Raw genomic sequence first — 17,966 nt, forward strand, 5'->3', positions numbered from 1 at the left:
CCGCTGAGAGCCTTTGAGGTCAGGGTGTCGAATCCATCGCCGCCATCTAGGAGGTTGGAGCCTTGTGAGTCGGTGAGCTGGTCGTCGCCAGAACCGCCGAAAAGAGTGTCATTCCCGAAGGAGCCATCGATGATGTCGTTGCCGTCACCGCCATCGATGAGGTCGGCCCCTGCCTCAGCGTTGATGGAGTCGTTGCCGCCGTAGCCGTATATGTCGTTGTTGAGGCCGTCGCCCGTGAGGGTGTCGTCGGCTTCGCTGCCGTTGATCTTTGAGGCTTCCGCCTTCACCACCTCGCCGCTGGCTACGGTGATAGTGAGCTGATCATCCTCAATCGCAATTCGCTGGAACTCCTCGCGGCTGACTATTTGACCGAGCAGCAGGGCGGCGAAGAGCTCGCCCTCATCGCCCTGGGTGTCGCTGCCGTTGAGCCAGCTGTCGAGCCAGTGGCCTAGCTCTTCGCAGAGCACGGCACTGACCTGCTCGCTGCTGGCGATATCCAGCCAGCTGGTGTTCAGGTAGATCGTGCCTGTGCTGGCCGCATAGGCGCCTGCGGCGCCTGGCATGGCGCTGCCGTCCAGAGCCTCGATAGGGGGGAGCGTGCTGAAGTCGCCGACGGCCAAGAGGGACAGCCACGCCTCCAATTCCCCTTGGGCTCTCTCATCCAGCAGCAGAGCGCTCTGCGCGGCCTGGGCTAGGGCTCCGTTTAGGGCCAAGGCCTGGAGCTGCAGCTGCCAGGTAGCGAGCTCTGCAGAGAGGTCGGGGCCGGCCAGCAACATCGGAACTATGCAAAATACGCATAACGCATGGCAGTTCTCTGCTGCCATGCGTTAACTGTTGAGATTTTATCACAAAACTAAAGGTTTCTTGTTGTCCCGCTGAGTTTTTTTACTCAGGTATGGACGCCCGGCTTGATGTAGCGATTTCCAATTACCCTAAGGCGCCAGCACCGCCGCGTTGGCGGCCTTGATCTGCTCGGCCCGCTGGGCGTCGGTGAGGCCATCGGCGCCCGGGATCTGCTCGGCCATCTGGTTCAGCCAGCCCATCAGCTCCTCCAGCTGCTTGTCGGGCGCCAGCACCCCCAGGCCCCGGGCCAGCACCTTGACGGTGGTGCCGGCACCGCCCTGGTACACCAGCCGCCCATGCAGGTGCTGGGGCAGGCCCTGGCGCAGCAGCCGGAAGGCCGGCTCCTCCATCGGCGTTTCCAGGGCGATGTTGGGCTTCTCCGGCTTGATGCGCGAGAAGCCGCAGCGCTTGGCCACCAGCTTCAGCTCCATCAGCTGCAGCAGCGAGATCACCGGGGCGGGGATGGCGCCGTAGCGATCCACCCAGCCGGCCGCCAGCTCTAGCAGGGCCTCCTTGCTGCCGCAGTCGGCGGCGGCCCGGTAGGCGGCCATCTTCTCGTCGTTCTCGGTGATCCAGTCGCCGGGGATGAAGGCCGTGATCGGCAGATCGATCTGGGTGTCGTCCACCGCCGGGATGTCCTGGCCCTGGATCTCCGCCAGGGATTCCTGCAGCATCTCCATGTAGAGGTCGAAGCCGATGGCCTCCATCTGGCCGCTCTGCTCCACCCCCAGCAGGTTGCCCACGCCGCGGATCTCCATGTCGCGCATGGCCAGCTGGTAACCGCTGCCCAGCTGGGCGAACTCCTGGATGGCCCGCAGCCGCTGCCGCGCCGCTTCACTCAGGGAGGCATCGCCGGGATAGAAGAGCCAGGCATGGGCCTGGATGCCGCTGCGGCCCACCCGGCCCCGCAACTGATACAGCTGGGCCAGGCCGAACTTGTGGGCGTCCTCGATCAGGATCGTGTTGACGCGCGGGATATCCAGGCCGCTCTCCACGATCGTGGTGCAGAGCATCAGGTCGGCCTCGCCGGCGTTGAAGGCCACCATCGCGCTCTCCAGTTCCCCCTCGGCCATCTGGCCGTGGGCCACCAACAGCCGCAGGCCCGGGATCATCTGCCGCAGCCCTTCAGCCACATCCTCGATGCCCTCCACCCGCGGCACCACGTAGAAGATCTGGCCGCCGCGGTCGAGCTCCTGGCGGATGGCGCTGCGCACTGCCTCCTCATCGAGGGCGGCCAGGTGGGTCTTGATCGGGCGGCGCAGGGGCGGTGGGGTGGTGATCAGGCTCATCTCCCGCACGCCCGAGAGGCTCATGTAGAGGGTGCGTGGGATCGGCGTGGCACTGAGCGTCAGCACGTCCACGTCTTTCCGCAGGGCCTTGATCTTTTCCTTCTGGTTCACGCCGAAGCGCTGCTCCTCATCCACCACCAGCAGGCCCAACTCCTTGAAGCTGGTGCTCTTGCCCAGCAGCTGGTGGGTGCCCACCACCACATCCACGGTGCCGGCGGCCAGGCCCTCCTGGATCACCTTGCGCTCGCCGGCGGTGCGGAAGCGGTTGAGCAGGCTCACCTTGAGGGGGTAGGGCGCAAAGCGCTCGCTCAGGGAGCGCCAGTGCTGCTGGGCCAGCACCGTGGTGGGGGCCAGCATCGCCACCTGCTTGCCGGCCGTGACGGCCTTGAAGATGGCGCGGATCGCCACCTCGGTCTTGCCGAAGCCCACATCGCCGCACACCAGCCGGTCCATGGGCTGGGGTTGCTCCATGTCGCGCTTCACATCGCTGATGGCCTTCACCTGGTCGGGGGTGGGCTCGTAGGGGAAGGAGTCTTCGAGTTCGCTCTGCCAGGGGCCATCGGCGGGGAAGGCGAAGCCCGGCGCCTGGTGCCGTTCGGCGTAGAGCTTCACCAGGTCGAGGGCCACCTTGCGCACGGCCTTCTTGGCCCGCTCCTTGGCCTTGGTCCAGGCCGTGCCGCCCATGCGGTTGAGGTCGGGCGGCGCATCGGTGCTGGCCCGGTAGCGGCCGAGGCTGCCCAGCTGGTCGGCGGCCACCCGCAGCAGGCCATCGGCGTACTGCACCACCAGGTAGTCGCGGGATTCGCCGCTGATCGCCAGCTTCTCGAGCTTGAGGAACTTGCCGATGCCGTGGTTGCGGTGCACCACGAAGTCGCCCGGCTGCATCTTGTTGGGGTCCACCGTGCGGCTGGCCGCCTTGCGGCGCCGGCGCACGTAGCCGGTGGCGGCCAGGCTGTGCTGGCCGAAGAACTCCCGGTCGGAGATCAGCACCAGCTTCCAGGCCGGCAGCTGCAGGCCCTCCAGCTCGGCGGTGCCCCTGGTTTTCAGGGCCACCGGGGTTCCCTGCTGCACCAGCCGCTCGATGGCGGGGAAATCGGCCGGGTTGGGCACGAAGCGCGTGATGCAGTCGTGCTCCTCCAGCAGGGCCACCGCCCGGCTGGGCTGGGCCGAGAGCAGCCACACCGTGGCCTTCTCGGCCACGAACCCCTTCACCAGCCCCGCCAGCTTGCCGAAGGCGTTGGGGTAGGCCGGCACCGAGCGGGAGGCCAGATCAAAGCTGTTGGGGTGGCTGTCGGTTTCGTGCAGCTCGGCCAGGTCAAAGCCACCGAAGGCCTCCGCCTGCTCCAGGGCCTCGGCGGGCGGACGGTGCAGCAGCGGCGGCAGCAGGGCGGCAATCACCTCGGCGCTGATGCCGGCCGCCTCCGCCAGCTCCTGGCACACCTCGGCGTGGTGGTCGTGGGCGTGGTCGGCCCACTGCTGGCCGTGGGAGAGGCAGTGGCGCCGCTCATCCACGGCGATCAGGGTGTGGGCGGGCAGGTAGGTGAGCAGCGAGGCCGGCCGCTGCCAGGCCAGGCCCATCAGCCGCCGCAGGCCCTCGGGGGTGCCCCCCTCCAGCAGCTGGTCGCTGGCCTCCGGGCTCAGCAGCTGATCGAGGCCATCGGGCATCGCCTCGCGCAGGGCATTGGCGATCAGCGGGCCGTAGCCCGTGGGGGTGAGGCGCACCACCTCGATCGCATCGAGGGAGCGCTGGGAGGCGGGATCAAATTCCTTGAGCTTCTCCAGCTCCTCGCCGAAGAACTCCAGCCGCACCGGCAGCTCGGCGCTCACCGGGAACAGGTCCACGATGTCGCCGCGGCGGCTCCAGCTGCCCTCCTGCTCGATGGTGGGCACCCGCTCGTAGCCCAGGCGCGTGAGGGTCTCACCCAGCTGCTCGAGGTCCACCGTGTCGCCCTTGCGCAGGCTCAGGCACTGGGCCTGCAGCGCCTCCGGCGGCGGCAGGTGCGGCTGCAGGGCCCGCTCGGTGGCCACGATCGCCATCCGCCGCGCCGCGACGCCACCCCCGGGGCCGCCGTTGGCATCCAGCAGTTCGCTGAGCACCTGCAGCTGGCCCCAGGTGATCTCGCTGGTGGGGTCAAAGGGCTCGTAGGGACTGCCCTCGCTGGTGGGATACAGCTGGCAGCTGGGCCAGCCCATCAGCTCCAGCAGCGCCGCCCAGCGGCCGGCCTCCTCCAGGGTGGGCACCACCACCAGCAGCGGCGCCTCGGCGGCCCCCGCCAGGGCGCTGCTCACCAGGGCCCGGGCACCCCGGCCGGCGCCACTCAGCCGCAGGCGCTCGGCCCGCTTGCTGCGCTCCAGCACCTCCCCGGTGAGGGTGGCCTGCTGCAGCTGGCGCACCAGGGCGGTGAGGGGCATCGGGGCTGGGGTGAACGCAGCAGGCCATCCTCGCAAGGGACCCCGGGCCGCCGCGGACGGCGGCAGAATCAAGCTCGATGCCGCGGTGGGCTCCGGCCGGATCCATGAGCTCCTACCGCTGCCCCTACTGCCGGCCCCGGCCCCTGCGGATGGCCCGTCGGGCCGATGGAGTGGCGATCTGCGGCCGCTGCGGCGATCCCCTGGAACGGGTGCCGCTGGTGCGTCCCTGGGGCGTGGTGGCGCTGCTGCTGGTGACGGGCGGCCTGGCGGCAGCGACCTTCGGGGTGGTGATGCCGCGCCCCCGCCCGCTGCCGGATGCCAACCAGGGGCCCCTGGCGGCCCTGGCCGGCCAGGTGACGGACCTGATCACCGGTCCCCCGCGGCCCCGGCCCGAGGACGCGCCCCTCACTGCCGAGCGGGACACCTATCTCTACGGCCAGCTCGATGCGGCGGACCAGACCTGGCGCCCCAGGGCCGAAGCCCTGCCCGGTGGCCGGATTCGCTACAGCTACCGGCGCCGCCGCGGCGATCCGCCGCTCAGCATCGAGCAGATCAAGCTGCTGATGCGCTATCCGCCCCGCTTCGAGCAGGAACGCGCCGCCATCGGCGGCCTGCTGACGGCCCTGCGCAGCCGCGGCGTCCTTGTGGTTCTGGGTCCCCCCCGCAAGGCGGGGGCTGCCGGCGAGTGGGAGCCCCGGGCCGGGCTGCTGCGCATCCGAGCGGACGTGCCGGGTCAGGGCAGCCGCCAGTTCGCCCAGGTGCTCAACCACGAGGCGATCCATGTGGCCCAGAGCTGCCGCAACGGCCACCTGCGGGCGAGGCCCATCCCACTGGGGCTGCCGCGCCAGGTGGATGCGGAGTCCCAGCGCCACCTGCGCGAGCCGATCTATGCCCGCGCCTCCGCCCGGGAGCGGACCCTGGAGGAGGAGGCCTATGCCAACCAGGGGCGGCTGGAGCTGGGAATCCAGCTGCTGGAGGCCAACTGCCGCGCCCGGCCGGCCCCGACGGCCCAGGCCTAGGGAGCGGCGCTCGCCGGGGCCACGACCTCAGGCTGGGGATCCGCTGGGGTGGGCGCCTCCGGGAGCGAGAGCAGCTCGCTCTCCAGCAGCATGTTGAAGTGCAGGAGCTGCTCGTCGCTGAGCTGCTGGCGGCTGGCCAGCTGGAACTGCTCCTCCAGGAAGCGGCGCCCCCGGGCGGCGTCCCAGCCCAGCTGAGCCAGCAGCAGATCGCACTGGCCGAGCAGTTCACTGCGGCGCAGCGGCACCGGCGCGCGCGCCGGATCGGCCCCGGGGGCGAACTGGCCCACGGCCTGGAGGTAGGCGCTGAGGTCGCGGTAGGTGGTGAGCCGGGAGCGGCTGGGGTGGCCGAAGGCCCGCTCCAGGTAAGTGGCCTCCTGCTCCCGCTGCCAGCCGATGCGCTGCAGCTGCAGGTCGAGGGCGGCGAGTTCGTCGCTCCAGTCGTCGGGGTCCGCCGGGGGCGGCTCGGGCGGGGGGTCTGGAGACGGCCCAGGCGCCCGCGTCGGCGAAGCCGGAGACGGGGGCTGCGCCGTTGGGGCGCGTTCAGCCGGGGACGCGGCCGGGGCCTCGGGGCGCAGATCCAGGCTGGGTTGCTGCGGCGTCGCGGGCTCCGCAGGCAACGGGCTGGCACCCTCCTCCGCGGCGGAGCGGGGGGGAATCGCCGTGCCGGGGCTGGCAGACGCCGGCATGCCCGTCGCCGCCGGGGACGCGCCAGCCGTTCCGGGATCGGCCCCAGTCCCAGGGCGACGGATCGGCGCCGAACCCGTGGGGGACTCCCGGCGGGCCACGGGAACGGCCCGGGCCGGGGCCTCCAGCTGTCCCGGCCCCGTCTCAGAGCCGGAAGGCACGGCAGGCTGCCCCCCCAGCCGCTGCAGCAGTCGCGCCGCAGCCCGCTCCTCCGCCTGCTCGGCGTCGCCGGCCTCCCCCAGGGCACTGCCCAGACACTGCCCCCCCTGCCAGGCGCTCACCTGCACCACCCGCAGCCCGGCGTCGGCATGCACCAGTCGGGCCCGGAGCTGCATGACTGGGACGCCCCCCGTGAAACACCTTCCTAGAGTGACTCCTGCCCCGATCCACTGCAGGGTCTCCACCGCAGGTTTTGCATGGAAGCGGAATCGATTCCCACCCTCACGCCGCTGATCCAGAGCGCCGACCAGTGGGGGGAGGTGCTGGTGCTGTTGCCCCTGCTCGTGGCCCTGGAGGCCGTGCTCTCAGCCGACAACGCCATCGCCCTGGCGGCCATCTCCCGCGGCCTCAAAGACCCTGCCCAGCAGGGCAGGGCCCTCAACCTCGGCCTGGCCCTGGCCCTGGTGTTCCGGCTGGTGCTGATCGCCGCCGCCAGCTGGGTGCTGGATTTCTGGCCCCTGCAACTGGCCGCGGCGGCCTACCTGCTGTGGCTGTGCGGCTCCAACCTGCTGCCCCTATTCAACGAGGAGGACGACGAGGACACCAGCACGCTCGGACCCGACGGCCACCCCGTGCATCACCACCATCCCCACCACCACCGCAGCCTGGGGGCGGTGGTGGCCACCCTGGCCTTCACCGACCTGGCCTTCTCGGTCGACAGCGTGGCCGCCGCCGTGGCCGTGAGCGACAACCTGCTGCTGGTGATGGCGGGCGGCGTGATCGGCGTGGTGGCCCTGCGGCTCACCTCGGCTCTGTTCATTCGCTGGCTGGCCGTGTTCCGGCGCCTGGAGACCGCCGGCTACCTGGCGGTGGGACTGGTGGGGGTGCGGCTGCTGCTGCGGCTGGCCGCTCCCCAGCTGGTGCCGCCGGAGTGGGGCCTGCTGCTGCTGGTGGCCGCCCTGTTCACCTGGGGCTTCTCGGAGCGCAGGCCCGAACCGACGCCGGGCGAGGTCAACCCCTGAGCCATGCGGGTGGAGTTGCGCCAGGCCGGCAGCGACCGGCTGCTCGATCGCCTCGATCTGGAGGAGGTGCCCCATCCCGGCCGCTGGTTGGTGGTGGGGGAGCGCAGCTTCCTGGTGCTGCAGCGCCACCACCGCTACCAGCTGAAGGCCGGCCGGTACGAACTGGCCAGCGTGGCCCTGCAGGTAAAGCCCCAGGTGCGGCCGGCCGATGCCCGCTGGTGGCAGGACCGCTGGGTGATCGGCGATCCCGGCTGCCGCTTCAATGCCCGCAGCCCGCTGCTGCGCTGCGCCGTGCTGCCCGATGGCCCCTGCGACCGCTGTGCCCACCACCAGCCCCTCTGAGCTTCCGCGGCAGCCGAGCCAGGCCGCGCGGTTGCGAGCGCAGGACGACGACGGTCAGCTGGGCCTTGAGCTGGGCCCCTGATCCACCTGCACCCTGAATCGGGCCGCCCGGCGCCACACCTCACCCACCACCACCTGCTCCACTGCTCCTGATCTGAAAGCCTTCCTCTGATCTCACAAGCCAAACCAGTGCCCCGACCATCCCCGCATGGGCGGGGAGAACGCACGGCCGGAATGGCTCTGAGGAGCGCGGAACTTGCTGTCTAATCAGGATGACTAGTGAGTTGATGAGTGCGAAAACTGCGTGACGCCAGTCGCCCCAAGCGTCTTGCCACGACAGCATCTGCCCATCTAGCGCAACCCTTTTGGCATCAAGTTGGACAGCCCCATATGGCCCAAGAGGCCGGGGCGATTGCATGCTGAGGCCTGGGTCTGGCCATCCATCGTTCAGAACAACGGCATATCGAGGGCGACTAGCGTGCCGCCTGAACCGTCCGGAGTGAGGGTGAAGGTAGAGCTAGGGGCGATGCCGGGGAATTCGATGGTGGCTACGCGCTGGCCTTCGCTGAACACCCGAAGCCTGTCGCCACGAAGCAGTACGGAGGCTGCGGCCGGATCGAGATCGGTGAGAGCAACCACGTCATCGCCGCCGAAGCCCCGCAACGTTGTGCTGTTGAGGTCGCGCAGGCGACCCTCGATCATGTCCGAACCGGGTCCGAGGCCCAGGGTGTCGCCACCGCCAAGCGGCCGGATGAGGTCATCGAAGATGCTGCCCTGGAGGAATTCGGCCTTCTCCGTGCCTGTAATGAGATACTTCTGGTTGGGGTCAAGACGATAAATGGTGATGCCATCAGGAGTTGTTGATCGCCAGTAGGCGGCATCGTGGATGGCAGTCGTTTTGCCCTGGGGAATGTTTCCCTTCGGGGCCGGTGGGCCGATGTTGTCATAGACCTTCAATTCGCCATGCTCACCTGCTGCACCGAGCACTGTTGTCGTGTGTCCGGTCTGGGTCGTCCATTGCATGCGCACGATATCTCCACCTTGTACCAGCGTGCTCCAGTCCGCCACCGGGGATTCGGTGTCTGACGAGCGGTAGGCGAAGCGCCAGAAGCCACCCTCCATGTTCTGCTCCGGCGATAGCGAGGCGTTGGGGAAGGGCATGGTGGCCCAGGCAGCCGCCGCAACATTGTCAGCAATCCAGTTGCAGAGCTCCGTATTGACCACTCCTGGATAAACGGAGCTGAAGGCGTCAGCTGCGTCGACCATGTCCTGCGGCACTGGGTTGCCGATGCGATCCGGCTCCGCAATCATCGGCGACACTGTCCAGATGTTGTAGGTCTGAAAGACCGCCTTCTCACCCTTCGCCGCGGGCGTGAGCTGGGCCATCATCTGCGGCGGTTGGCTCACGTTGTTGCCAACCAGCAGTTGGACCCTGTCGCCAGTCTTCACGGTGGTTTCGCGGCTGATCGGAGCACCGTTCACCAGCCAGGCCGGCTTGGCCATCCGTTCACCATTCACCTGCTGCCCCCAGTAGCCACTTGCTTGGTCGGTGCTGGTGGTGGGAAGCAGGGTGAGGCCATGGAAGGCTGGAAGTTTGGTACCGAAGGCGGCGAGCAAGATGTCGCTGAGATCAACCAGCGTTCCCGCTGACGCCATGACCGGCACAGGAAGGGATGTGGTGAGCATGGTGGGACCCTGGGGCTCAAAGAGCACACGTGTGCCCTGATCGCCCAGGTCCTCGAGAACAAAATCCTTGCTACTCAGCTTCTGCTGCTTCTGAACGGCAAGGTTGTTGGGATTGATCAGCTCCACGGAGAAGCTCGCCAGCACCTTGCCACGGGAGTCGAGCAGGTTCAGAGATTGCCCCCGATTGCCGCCTTTGCTGACATTGCTGATGCTCAGGCTGGTGGCCTTGATTCCGGGAAGATCGATGCGAGTGCCTGCGGCCCCGCCGAATTGAAGGCGGCCATGGAAGGAGGAGGGGCTTCTGATCACCACCGTGGACAAGCCGTCGGGCAGGGCCAGCGCCTGATCCGCCCCGACAGCACCACTGATCAAGAGACTGCCGCCGTTCTCCACCTCGATCACACCATCGCCGAGGATCGCGGTGTCGGCCTCGAACCGGCCCAGGCCCTCGATCTGGATGAAGCCATCGTTTTGAAGCGTGCCACCACGCAGCGTGAGGGTGCTCTGCTGGGCCACGGTGATCAGTGAATCGGCACCGGAGCCTGCCAGCGGGTCGTCGGCCAGATGCAGAAGGCCCGCTGTGCCATCCGGCGCGTCCTGCACATCGATCGTCAGCTCACCGCGCTGCGGCGTGACGTAGATGCGACCCTGCGTGAATGTGGTGATGCCCACCACGTCGGTCGCGGCGACGATCGGAGTCAGCCAGCCGTCAGAGCCGCTGGCGATGGTGACCTCCACCTTGTCGAGGTCGGCCTCGACAAGCTGAACACCCACTGGCTGACCCGTATTGGTGCTGCCGGCGAGGGTGATCTGAACCTGGTCGACATCCGGCAGCCTCCCGTTCGAGGAGGCGACTGTGGCCCAACCGGCGCCGATCACCGCGGTGTCGTTGGGCTGAGGCACACCGTTGCTTCCGCCGGGGTCGGAGAGCCAGTTGGCATCGGCAAACCAGCTGCCGATCCTATCGAGTATCCAGCGCCAGTTGGTCATCTCCTGCCCCGGAACGTACTGGCCTCAGTGCTAATGCGTCCCGTGATGAAGGTCAAGAGATCTGGAGCCGGGCCGCAGGGTGCAGCATTCATGCCGGTATGACTCAAGTCCTACGCGGGGATTCCTTACTGCAGCGCCAGATAGGCGAGGGAAACAGGTGTTTCTGCTGCCATGGTGGCGGCGAGCTCCGGATTGTGAGCCTGCACGACAGTCTGGATCTGCTGCGCACGGACTCCCTTGAGCAGCCTGGGATTCTCCGGTTTCAGGTCCTAAAGGGTGAGCGCTGCCGCCTCCACTGCTTGGGCGATAAGTAGGCCTGTTCTGGTGTGAGTGCCACGCGGCGTCATGCGTGGGCATCTTCTCAATTCTGCAGGGGATCTGTAGGAGTGCCCGGTTCAGCCCCTGCACCCGGCCCTTGTCGAGCCAACGCAATACCAGCGGACGCTAGCTGTCCTGTCTTACCAGGTTATTCAGTGACAAAGGGATTTGAGGCCGCTACGGGTTGAGGTACGACCCACCAACCGCGACCTCACGCACCCCTGCACAGCCCACCCAATACCCGTCCAACTCAGAGGGAGCATCTCCGGCTGGTTAACCAGGACCTTGAACATTGTCGCAGCCTCGCCCAGATTGCGGAGACTTATGACTTTGTGGCGCTCCGGGCTCGGCCAGTAGTGTCCGGCCTGAATTAGTAGAACGCCAGTCGTGAACGATGTGCTGCTTCGAAATCTCTGGTATCAGCGAGTTGAGCCGCAGTGCGGGCTCTGTCTGCCATGCCGGTTGAAGGTGCACTGCTGCCAGCTGGCTTCCGGGTACTTCTGTTAGGGGAGACCTGTTCTCACCACTGCGGCGGAACCCGCCTCCACCCCAGCCGGATCAGGTTCTGCCAGAACTGTTCAGCGTTGAAGCGAAGCATCCGCCTGGAGTGCCGCACCAGGGGCCTGCCTTCGCGGGCGAGGTCGGCATCTGTGACCTCACCCCTTGGCATGAAGGCTCTCACCAGCACCGGTGATACGGACCAACTTCTCGCCCTGGGGGCAGCGCAGCCAACCGACACCCTGCCCCCCTTGGAGCTTCTTGCTGGCTTGTCGACGCCCCAAAAACCAATCAGGTAGACCCCGACATCAGTGCATCCGGTGGCGATGCAGGGCGGGGCGGTGGTTGGTGCAGTGGTGGTGGTCAGTGGTGCTCGCGGTTGTTGTGGCCCAGCACCAGGCCGGGCCGTCGGCGGTGGTGGTCAGTACCGCTGGCCGTTGACACCGAGGGCGGCAGTTGCCCAGTGCTGACTCCCATGGGCCACCAACTCGGGGGTACTGGGCTTGCTGTCGTCCTCGGGCAGGGCCTCGATCCAGGCGGTCAGGGCCTGGTGGTGGGCGTCGAGCAGGGGCCGGGCCTCGCAGGCCATGCACTCGGCGTCTCTGCGGGTGAATGGGCAGCAGCTGCCGGCGCACGGGTACGGGCAGACAGGGCGTGGCGTCGCCATCGGTCCTTGTGGGTGTTATGGCCGAGCACCAGACCACGCCGTGGGTAGAGGGATCGGTCAGGGCAACGGAGTGCCGTGTGAGCCGCAGGCGATCAGGCGGCCAGGGCCAGCAGCAGCTCTGCACGGCGACCGCTGCGGGCCAGGACGCGATGGCCAGCGGCATGGGCGAGGCGGCGCAGCTCACGCACCGACATGGCCTCCACCTGGGCCGCGGGAGGAGCTGCAGCGGGCGTCCGCAGCGGAGCCATGCGCCGGCTGACGACTAGGGCCAGGGCGTCGTTCAGGCGATGCAGCCAGGCACCGACCGTCAGGCCGGCGGCGTAGGCAGCCACCACCGCGGTGGCAAGGGTGTGAGCCGCGGCCTTGATCGCCGGGCCCCAGTCGGCCCGGATGAACCGGACCAGGGACGTGGACATGGTTTGACCCGGCCAGTGCCGGGGCGAGTGGTGCGGCGATGAAGCCGGACGGGTCAGGGCCTGGGCCTCGCTGCCTGCTGCCGGTGCGGGTGGCGTTCTGTGGCTGTGGCTGGGGCTGGCCCCTGCTGCTGGGCCTGGCTCCACCGCCTGTCTACGGCAGCACATCCCAGCCGTTGCACTGTCAATGCATTCGAGAACAGGAAGGCCCAATAGCCCCGTTTCAGCCAGTCATCGCAGATGGTCGCAGCAGAAGATACGGCGGGACTGCACAGCCAGACACGGCCCTTGCGTCCTCAGCCGTTGCAGCCTGCAGTCGCCCGTGCCAGCCGGAAGCCAACGCGGATGCTGCCGGCAGGACGGATGACATGACTCGGGCGCCCTCAATCCTCACGGGGTGGCGCTGGCGGAACGGAAAGACAAGGGGGCAGGGGGCTTGGCGGCATTACGCAGAGGAAACCGCTCGCTTGCCGCGCGACCGAAATCAGCCCATAACGCCGTCATTATGTCCCAAGCCTCCTCGCGGCGTACTAGCGGACCTTCACTAGGGCCATCTGACCGGACAGAAGGACGATCACACGGGGTTTTGCACTTTGCCCTGAATCACACCCTGGGGCCAGAGGAGAACAAGCAGCTGAATACTTTGCTGAACAGGCAGCTACTCCAGGGCCATTCAGCAGGAACGACAGACCAGGGCCAGCAGTGAAAGTCACATCGCCTTGCTGATTAGACGCGCCGTTCCGGAGTCGCAGCCCAAACCTGTCAGAACTCAACCATGAAGCGGGCTGATTAAGCGGCAGTAGCTGGGGATGCGCTGCAGCAATAGAGGCAGTTGAGACCCGCCCGGTCCTCCCACCACAATAAGCCAAGGCGATGAGGGAGTGCGAGTCGAGTCACCAAATGACCCACTGGAAGTACTAGCCAAGGAGCGAGCACCAGATCCAGCTAGTTAAAGCATTGCAATATTCCAAGGGAAACATTGCCAAAAACTAGACAGGCCGCTATAGGTGGAAATAGCGAGAGGAGGCTTAATGCAATGCCCGCAATTGACTTTGCACTTGGGCAAGGCCTAGGCGCTATCAATTATTCGATATTCGACTACAACGCCAATAAGACTGTTGCAAGCGGAAGCCTCGACCCTGGATCGCAATCACTAGATCTAACACCGGGCTCTAGCTTAGGCAGAAAGTATAGAGCCCACTTCTATGCTGGCACTCTGCCACTCAAGGCAGACATAGACGGGATGAGAACCACATTCGTTCCCTTTAGCTTTATTGAATACAACTTCAGCGCCCCAACACGATCAACCTAGACACTTCCTATATTAACGACTGGGCTTATCCAGTCCAAATCAACGACGGCAGCAACACATTTGGCTTCAATAATGCCAATGCCGTCGTCGCCAAGATGATTAGCGAGGAATACAAGGACTTCTTCCCCGCGAGCGCATCTGCACCGGGAAATCGAGCTGTCGGGAAAACGGCTGACCTATACGATTCCGTCAACAAGCGATTCATTGGCCCCCTATCAATATTTGTCAATCAGAGGACATGGGCAGAATGGACCCATGACGAAGCATGGAAGGAATCAGACTGGGCCTCAACCGCAGCAAAGACGTGGATGGAGTTTGGATCCGATGTGCCCTTTGGTGCAATGCCATACGGCGGCGCCGGAGAAGCTTCGCCGGGAACAGGCTTTGTACCGAGCAGTGAAGCTTCTCAGACAACAGCTGCGTTCGAAGACCTTCCAAAAGCCAACCCCAATTGGCCGTCACGGATTAATGGGGCCGGCGGCGCCTACAGCACCTACCCCGCCCCGGTCTATGGGTTTGACTTTTCGATTTCATATCCATTCGGGCCAGACAATACAGATGACACGTCAGGTGAAGGCCAGAAACTGCCGACCAACTTCGCCGTCTGGAATAAGGGCAGCTCACAATATAACCCGAGCAGGCCTGCCAACAATGTCTCCCCAGACAATTACAAGGTAGGCACCAGCTTCTACACTAATGGGTATACCGCAGCACTCAGGGCGCAGGCGTTGACCGATGAAGGCCAGCACGTGGTCGACGGCAAACCCAAAAGCAGCTTCTTCACTTTTCCACTCGACAACTTTAACGCCGAATTCAACAATTACGATCCAAGCAGTATCTCACTGACGGTTCATCCTCTGGCGACGGCAAACATCGTTGGCACCGCCGAGAACGATGTCATCACAGGAACTAGCGCTGATGACACTTTCATTGGCGGGGCCGGCGGGGATACGTTTAGCGGGTCAGATAACAATGGGGGAAATGATAGATACTTGTATTTCTCAGCCTCAGAGAGCGGCCCCAAGGGGGAGCTTCGCGATAACATCATCGACTTTGGCAGCGAAGACAAAATTGATTTCACAGGCCTTGACGCCGACAGCACGAGAAGTGGTCTGCAGGCATTCAAGTGGATCGGCCAAGATGGATTCTCTGGCAAGGCGGGAGAACTGCGCTACGAGCAAGATGGTTTCGGTATTGTCCTTCAAGGAACCACAGACAGCGGTCGACAACCAGAATTTGAGCTATTCCTACTAGGTGTCAGCTCAATAGATCGATCACAGCTGGAGCTCTTTGCATGACAACAGGCCAAGCAAACACTAGGACCACAGCAGGATCAGACAAGCCCAGGGCCGGTCCTCAGCCCTCGGCCTCCTGTGAGGCGACATCAACGCCTGATCAACAAATGGGCCTGAGGATGTGAGAGGTATTTACGATGGGGCTCAGGCGGTCGCGGTGGTTGATGTCGAAAGGGCCTGGATCGAGCATCCCCACATTGATGCGGAACTAAACGGGTATCGCCCCATGGTGGTGACCGAGCCACACTCCACCACGAAGCAGCAGCAAGCACCTCAGTGGCCCACCGAGGCGTCTGTAAGGGGCCAGGACGGCCCGACCGTTGACGGTGCAGCCAACAGTCTGGGCGCGGCCTTCGATGGCCAGGTGGTTGACCCTGACATGGCACAGGAGCTGCAGCCCATGCCGGTCCAGTGGGTTGTCGAGGAGGACGGATTCCGCTGCTTCAAGTTCATCCCCTCACGGGAGGAACGAGCACAGCTGGATGCGATGGAGGCCGCTGCTATCGCCCATGAGGCTGCGATGGCAGCTGCATGGGTGGAGGGGGACCGTCGTCGTGCGGCCATATGTCTACCGCCCGTGACCTCGAGGAGGGGTCGGCCACCAGGTTCACCTCAAACGGAGGCCGAACGTCTGGCCCAGTTGGAACGGCGCCGGGAATGGACCAGGCAGCGCGACAGGGCCCGCTGGCGGTGGGTGCGGGACAGCGAGACACCCGAAGCCCGCCAGGCGGGGTTGCACGCCCAGCATGAGCGGGACAGGGCACGTCTCGTGCGCAGGACCGCGCATCGAGCCCCCCATGGGTCAGAACGGAGGCGAAGCCCAAGCGTCCGCCCCTGCCCCTACCCCCCGAGGAGCGCCAGGCCCACCAGGCAGCCCGGCTGGAACGCAGGAAGGCCAAGGCCAGGTCGTACAACGATGAGATTCGATCCAGCCGGGAGGAGTTCCTGGCGGAGGTGAACCAGCGCCTGGTCGCAGCTGGGCTGCCACCCCTGAAGCCGGTGCCGCTTCGCGGTCGCAACCAGCCCGGCGCAGGTGTCACTGCCACGCAGACGGAAAGGACCGACAATGGCAATGCGTAGCAGAGGGAGTGGACTACCTCATGCTCTAGGTCGGCACCGAGCTCGTCCTTCCGACGGTTGTACTCAAGGGCTAGGCACTCCTGCATAGCGGCCTAGCAATAGGTGTTTATTAAGTGCAACACAAAGCTGAGCGTGGCGGGGTACAGACTCGGATCATAGTGCGCCTGTCATGCCCTCCTTCCAAGCCACCCACACCTGTCATTAACGACTAGCGATCTAAACCGATGCCGATAGAGCCATAGAGAATACCGCGCACAGACTTTTAGGCGTTCATGGCCGCGAGCCGAGCACCAACGACGAAAGCCATTGCTAAGAGATACTGCGCTTGCAAAGAGTAAGCGCAACCAGGGACATACTGAGACAAGAGTCGAGACTGCCGATGTCCAACGAATGGAATGGATCGCTGTCCATTAACAACAATACTGGAAGCCTCCTCTACTATGCCGTTTCAGTGGGATCCGGCACCATTTCCGTGCCTACCGTATTCGGGACGCTGGCCACAGGCGTTCAGACACTCTCTAACCTGCCGCAGCAGGATGGGCAAAGAATCTATTTCTCCAACGAAAAACTCACTGAAAGCCTCTTTAACGCTAGCAATCCTGCGAACCCTTCGCCAAGCGGTCCAGACTGGAGCAAGATTTACAGCTTCTGGGAATATAGTTATGACAGCTCCGGCTTCACATGGGACTCCACCCTTGTTGAAGAATGGTCCTATCCAATCCAGACAGTGGTCACAAGCGCTATCGACAGTTTGCAGCGCACCTATGGAATCCAGTCGCTGGCTGCCACGATCAATCAGCTCATCTCCCAGCCTAGCTTTGCCAACGGCAGTGGCGACACTGCGGATCTGATCTGGACATCCACTCCACCAACAACGCCCAACTCAGATCCAGCACTGGCGGCCAACTCCAGGATTATTGGACCGGAATTCATCTGGCAGGCAGCACAAGGGGGCACTGGACCATTGAATTTGCTTCCTGCCGAAATGGCCACCTTTGCAGCCGATGTACCCTGGAATGGCAGCCTGCTTGTAACAGGCAGCAACAGCACTTACAGCAACAACTGGGATGTTTGGCAAACTGCCACAGACATACCCAATGGCTATACAGCGGCCTTGGCGGCCGCTGCCTCTACTGGCCCCCAGCCCCAGATTGGCGTACCAGCGGACTTTCGCGGCTTCTTCACATACCAGCAAGAAGAAGACTATGGCCAGGTCACCTACGGCCCAATCCCCGATCAGATCGTGATCAACCCGATCGACACTGCAGGGCATCTTTTTGGCACCTCTGGCAATGATGCGATCACGGGAACCAATGGCAATGATCTAATCAGTGGTGGCCATGGGGGTGACATCATGTCCGGATCAGGAGCCGTTTCAAGCAAGGCCTACCTGATCGACGACCCAATCACCAGAGGCGGATCACAAGTCCAATCAATCACTGGAGGGGAGGATACCTATATCTATGTTCGGGCCGATAGCAGCCTGCCCATCAAAGGTCTTCGTGACACCATCACAGATTTTGGCTTTGAAGACAAGATTGACCTATCCGCCGTAGACGCGAACCAACTGGAGACAGGTAGCCAGCATTTTGACTGGATAAACGGCAGGGCTTTCAGTGGCAGAGCGGGAGAGCTAACCATTAGGCACGCGTCGAATAACACCTTGCTTCAAGGCGACACGAATGGAGACAGAAAAGCAGACTTTGAGCTGGTTCTTGGAAATGTTGACCTCTTTGGAAGTCACAATCTCATTCTCTAGGTTCCAAGGCTCCTGCCAAGGCAAGCCAAGCGTCTGTCCGCAATATGCTGCGGAGCTGCGTCAGAATCAAATGATCCTTTGTATCTCGCCATGTTTTCAGCTGAGCAGCTCCACTAGCCGCAGCTGAGGTGAAGCCGCGATCCGCCCGACCTCTCGACGGAACAGGATTCGCTGCTGG

At 64.6% G+C, this 17,966-nt stretch carries 12 protein-coding genes; 5 read left to right on the forward strand and 7 right to left on the reverse strand.

Translation table 11 applies throughout. The features are described 5' to 3' along the window. Both ACLV7J_RS13210 and mfd read right to left on the reverse strand, forming a co-directional pair. On the reverse strand, positions 1-776 hold a 776-nt coding region (locus tag ACLV7J_RS13210), incomplete at its 3' end, for a calcium-binding protein (protein ID WP_411869540.1). A gap of 156 nt (positions 777-932) precedes the next feature. Beyond that, positions 933-4,544, reverse strand: a complete 3,612-nt coding sequence (gene mfd, locus ACLV7J_RS13215; protein WP_411869541.1) for a transcription-repair coupling factor — start codon at positions 4,542-4,544, stop codon at positions 933-935. A gap of 104 nt (positions 4,545-4,648) precedes the next feature. Between mfd and ACLV7J_RS13220 the strand changes: the two genes are divergently transcribed. Beyond that, on the forward strand, positions 4,649-5,563 hold the full coding sequence (locus ACLV7J_RS13220) for a hypothetical protein (RefSeq protein ID WP_411869542.1): 915 nt from the start codon (positions 4,649-4,651) through the stop codon (positions 5,561-5,563). On the opposite strand, the gene ACLV7J_RS13225 is transcribed toward ACLV7J_RS13220, so the two are convergent. Then, complete coding sequence (locus tag ACLV7J_RS13225) at positions 5,560-6,582, reverse strand: hypothetical protein (protein WP_411869543.1); 1,023 nt, start codon at positions 6,580-6,582, stop codon at positions 5,560-5,562. The two genes, ACLV7J_RS13220 and ACLV7J_RS13225, sit on opposite strands and share 4 nt — an antisense overlap. Positions 6,583-6,663: 81 nt before the next feature. On the opposite strand from ACLV7J_RS13225, the gene ACLV7J_RS13230 reads away from it, so the two are divergent. Together ACLV7J_RS13230 and ACLV7J_RS13235 are read left to right on the forward strand one after the other, a co-directional pair. After that, on the forward strand, positions 6,664-7,428 hold the full coding sequence (locus tag ACLV7J_RS13230; protein WP_411869544.1) for a TerC family protein: 765 nt from the start codon (positions 6,664-6,666) through the stop codon (positions 7,426-7,428). A 3-nt stretch (positions 7,429-7,431) separates the two neighbouring features. Next, positions 7,432-7,770, forward strand: a complete 339-nt coding sequence (locus ACLV7J_RS13235) for a DUF6464 family protein (RefSeq protein WP_411869545.1) — start codon at positions 7,432-7,434, stop codon at positions 7,768-7,770. Positions 7,771-8,217: 447 nt separating this feature from the next. Here ACLV7J_RS13235 and ACLV7J_RS13240 read toward each other — a convergent pair whose 3' ends face one another. The 4 genes from ACLV7J_RS13240 to ACLV7J_RS13255 all read right to left on the reverse strand — a co-directional run bounded on the left by ACLV7J_RS13240 (position 8,218) and on the right by ACLV7J_RS13255 (position 12,345). Next, complete coding sequence (locus ACLV7J_RS13240) at positions 8,218-10,446, reverse strand: hypothetical protein (RefSeq protein WP_411869546.1); 2,229 nt, start codon at positions 10,444-10,446, stop codon at positions 8,218-8,220. 838 nt (positions 10,447-11,284) lie between these two features. Beyond that, a complete protein-coding gene (locus tag ACLV7J_RS13245; protein ID WP_411869598.1) occupies positions 11,285-11,434 on the reverse strand; it encodes a DUF1651 domain-containing protein in 150 nt (49 codons plus the stop codon). A 249-nt stretch (positions 11,435-11,683) separates the two neighbouring features. Further along, entirely contained in the window at positions 11,684-11,851 is a 168-nt protein-coding gene (locus ACLV7J_RS13250) for a hypothetical protein (protein WP_411869547.1), read from the reverse strand. 170 nt (positions 11,852-12,021) lie between these two features. Then, positions 12,022-12,345: a hypothetical protein gene (locus ACLV7J_RS13255; protein WP_411869548.1), complete on the reverse strand. Its 324-nt coding sequence runs from the start codon at positions 12,343-12,345 to the stop codon at positions 12,022-12,024. A gap of 1,404 nt (positions 12,346-13,749) precedes the next feature. Between ACLV7J_RS13255 and ACLV7J_RS13260 the strand changes: the two genes are divergently transcribed. Together ACLV7J_RS13260 and ACLV7J_RS13265 are read left to right on the forward strand one after the other, a co-directional pair. Further along, complete coding sequence (locus ACLV7J_RS13260) at positions 13,750-14,952, forward strand: hypothetical protein (protein WP_411869549.1); 1,203 nt, start codon at positions 13,750-13,752, stop codon at positions 14,950-14,952. Between the two features lie 1,456 nt (positions 14,953-16,408). Then, complete coding sequence (locus ACLV7J_RS13265) at positions 16,409-17,788, forward strand: M10 family metallopeptidase C-terminal domain-containing protein (RefSeq protein WP_411869550.1); 1,380 nt, start codon at positions 16,409-16,411, stop codon at positions 17,786-17,788. The last annotated feature ends 178 nt before the right edge of the window (positions 17,789-17,966 follow it).

Origin of the sequence: Vulcanococcus limneticus LL (genome assembly GCF_943369875.1) — a bacterium.
Taxonomy (GTDB): domain Bacteria; phylum Cyanobacteriota; class Cyanobacteriia; order PCC-6307; family Cyanobiaceae; genus Vulcanococcus; species Vulcanococcus limneticus_A.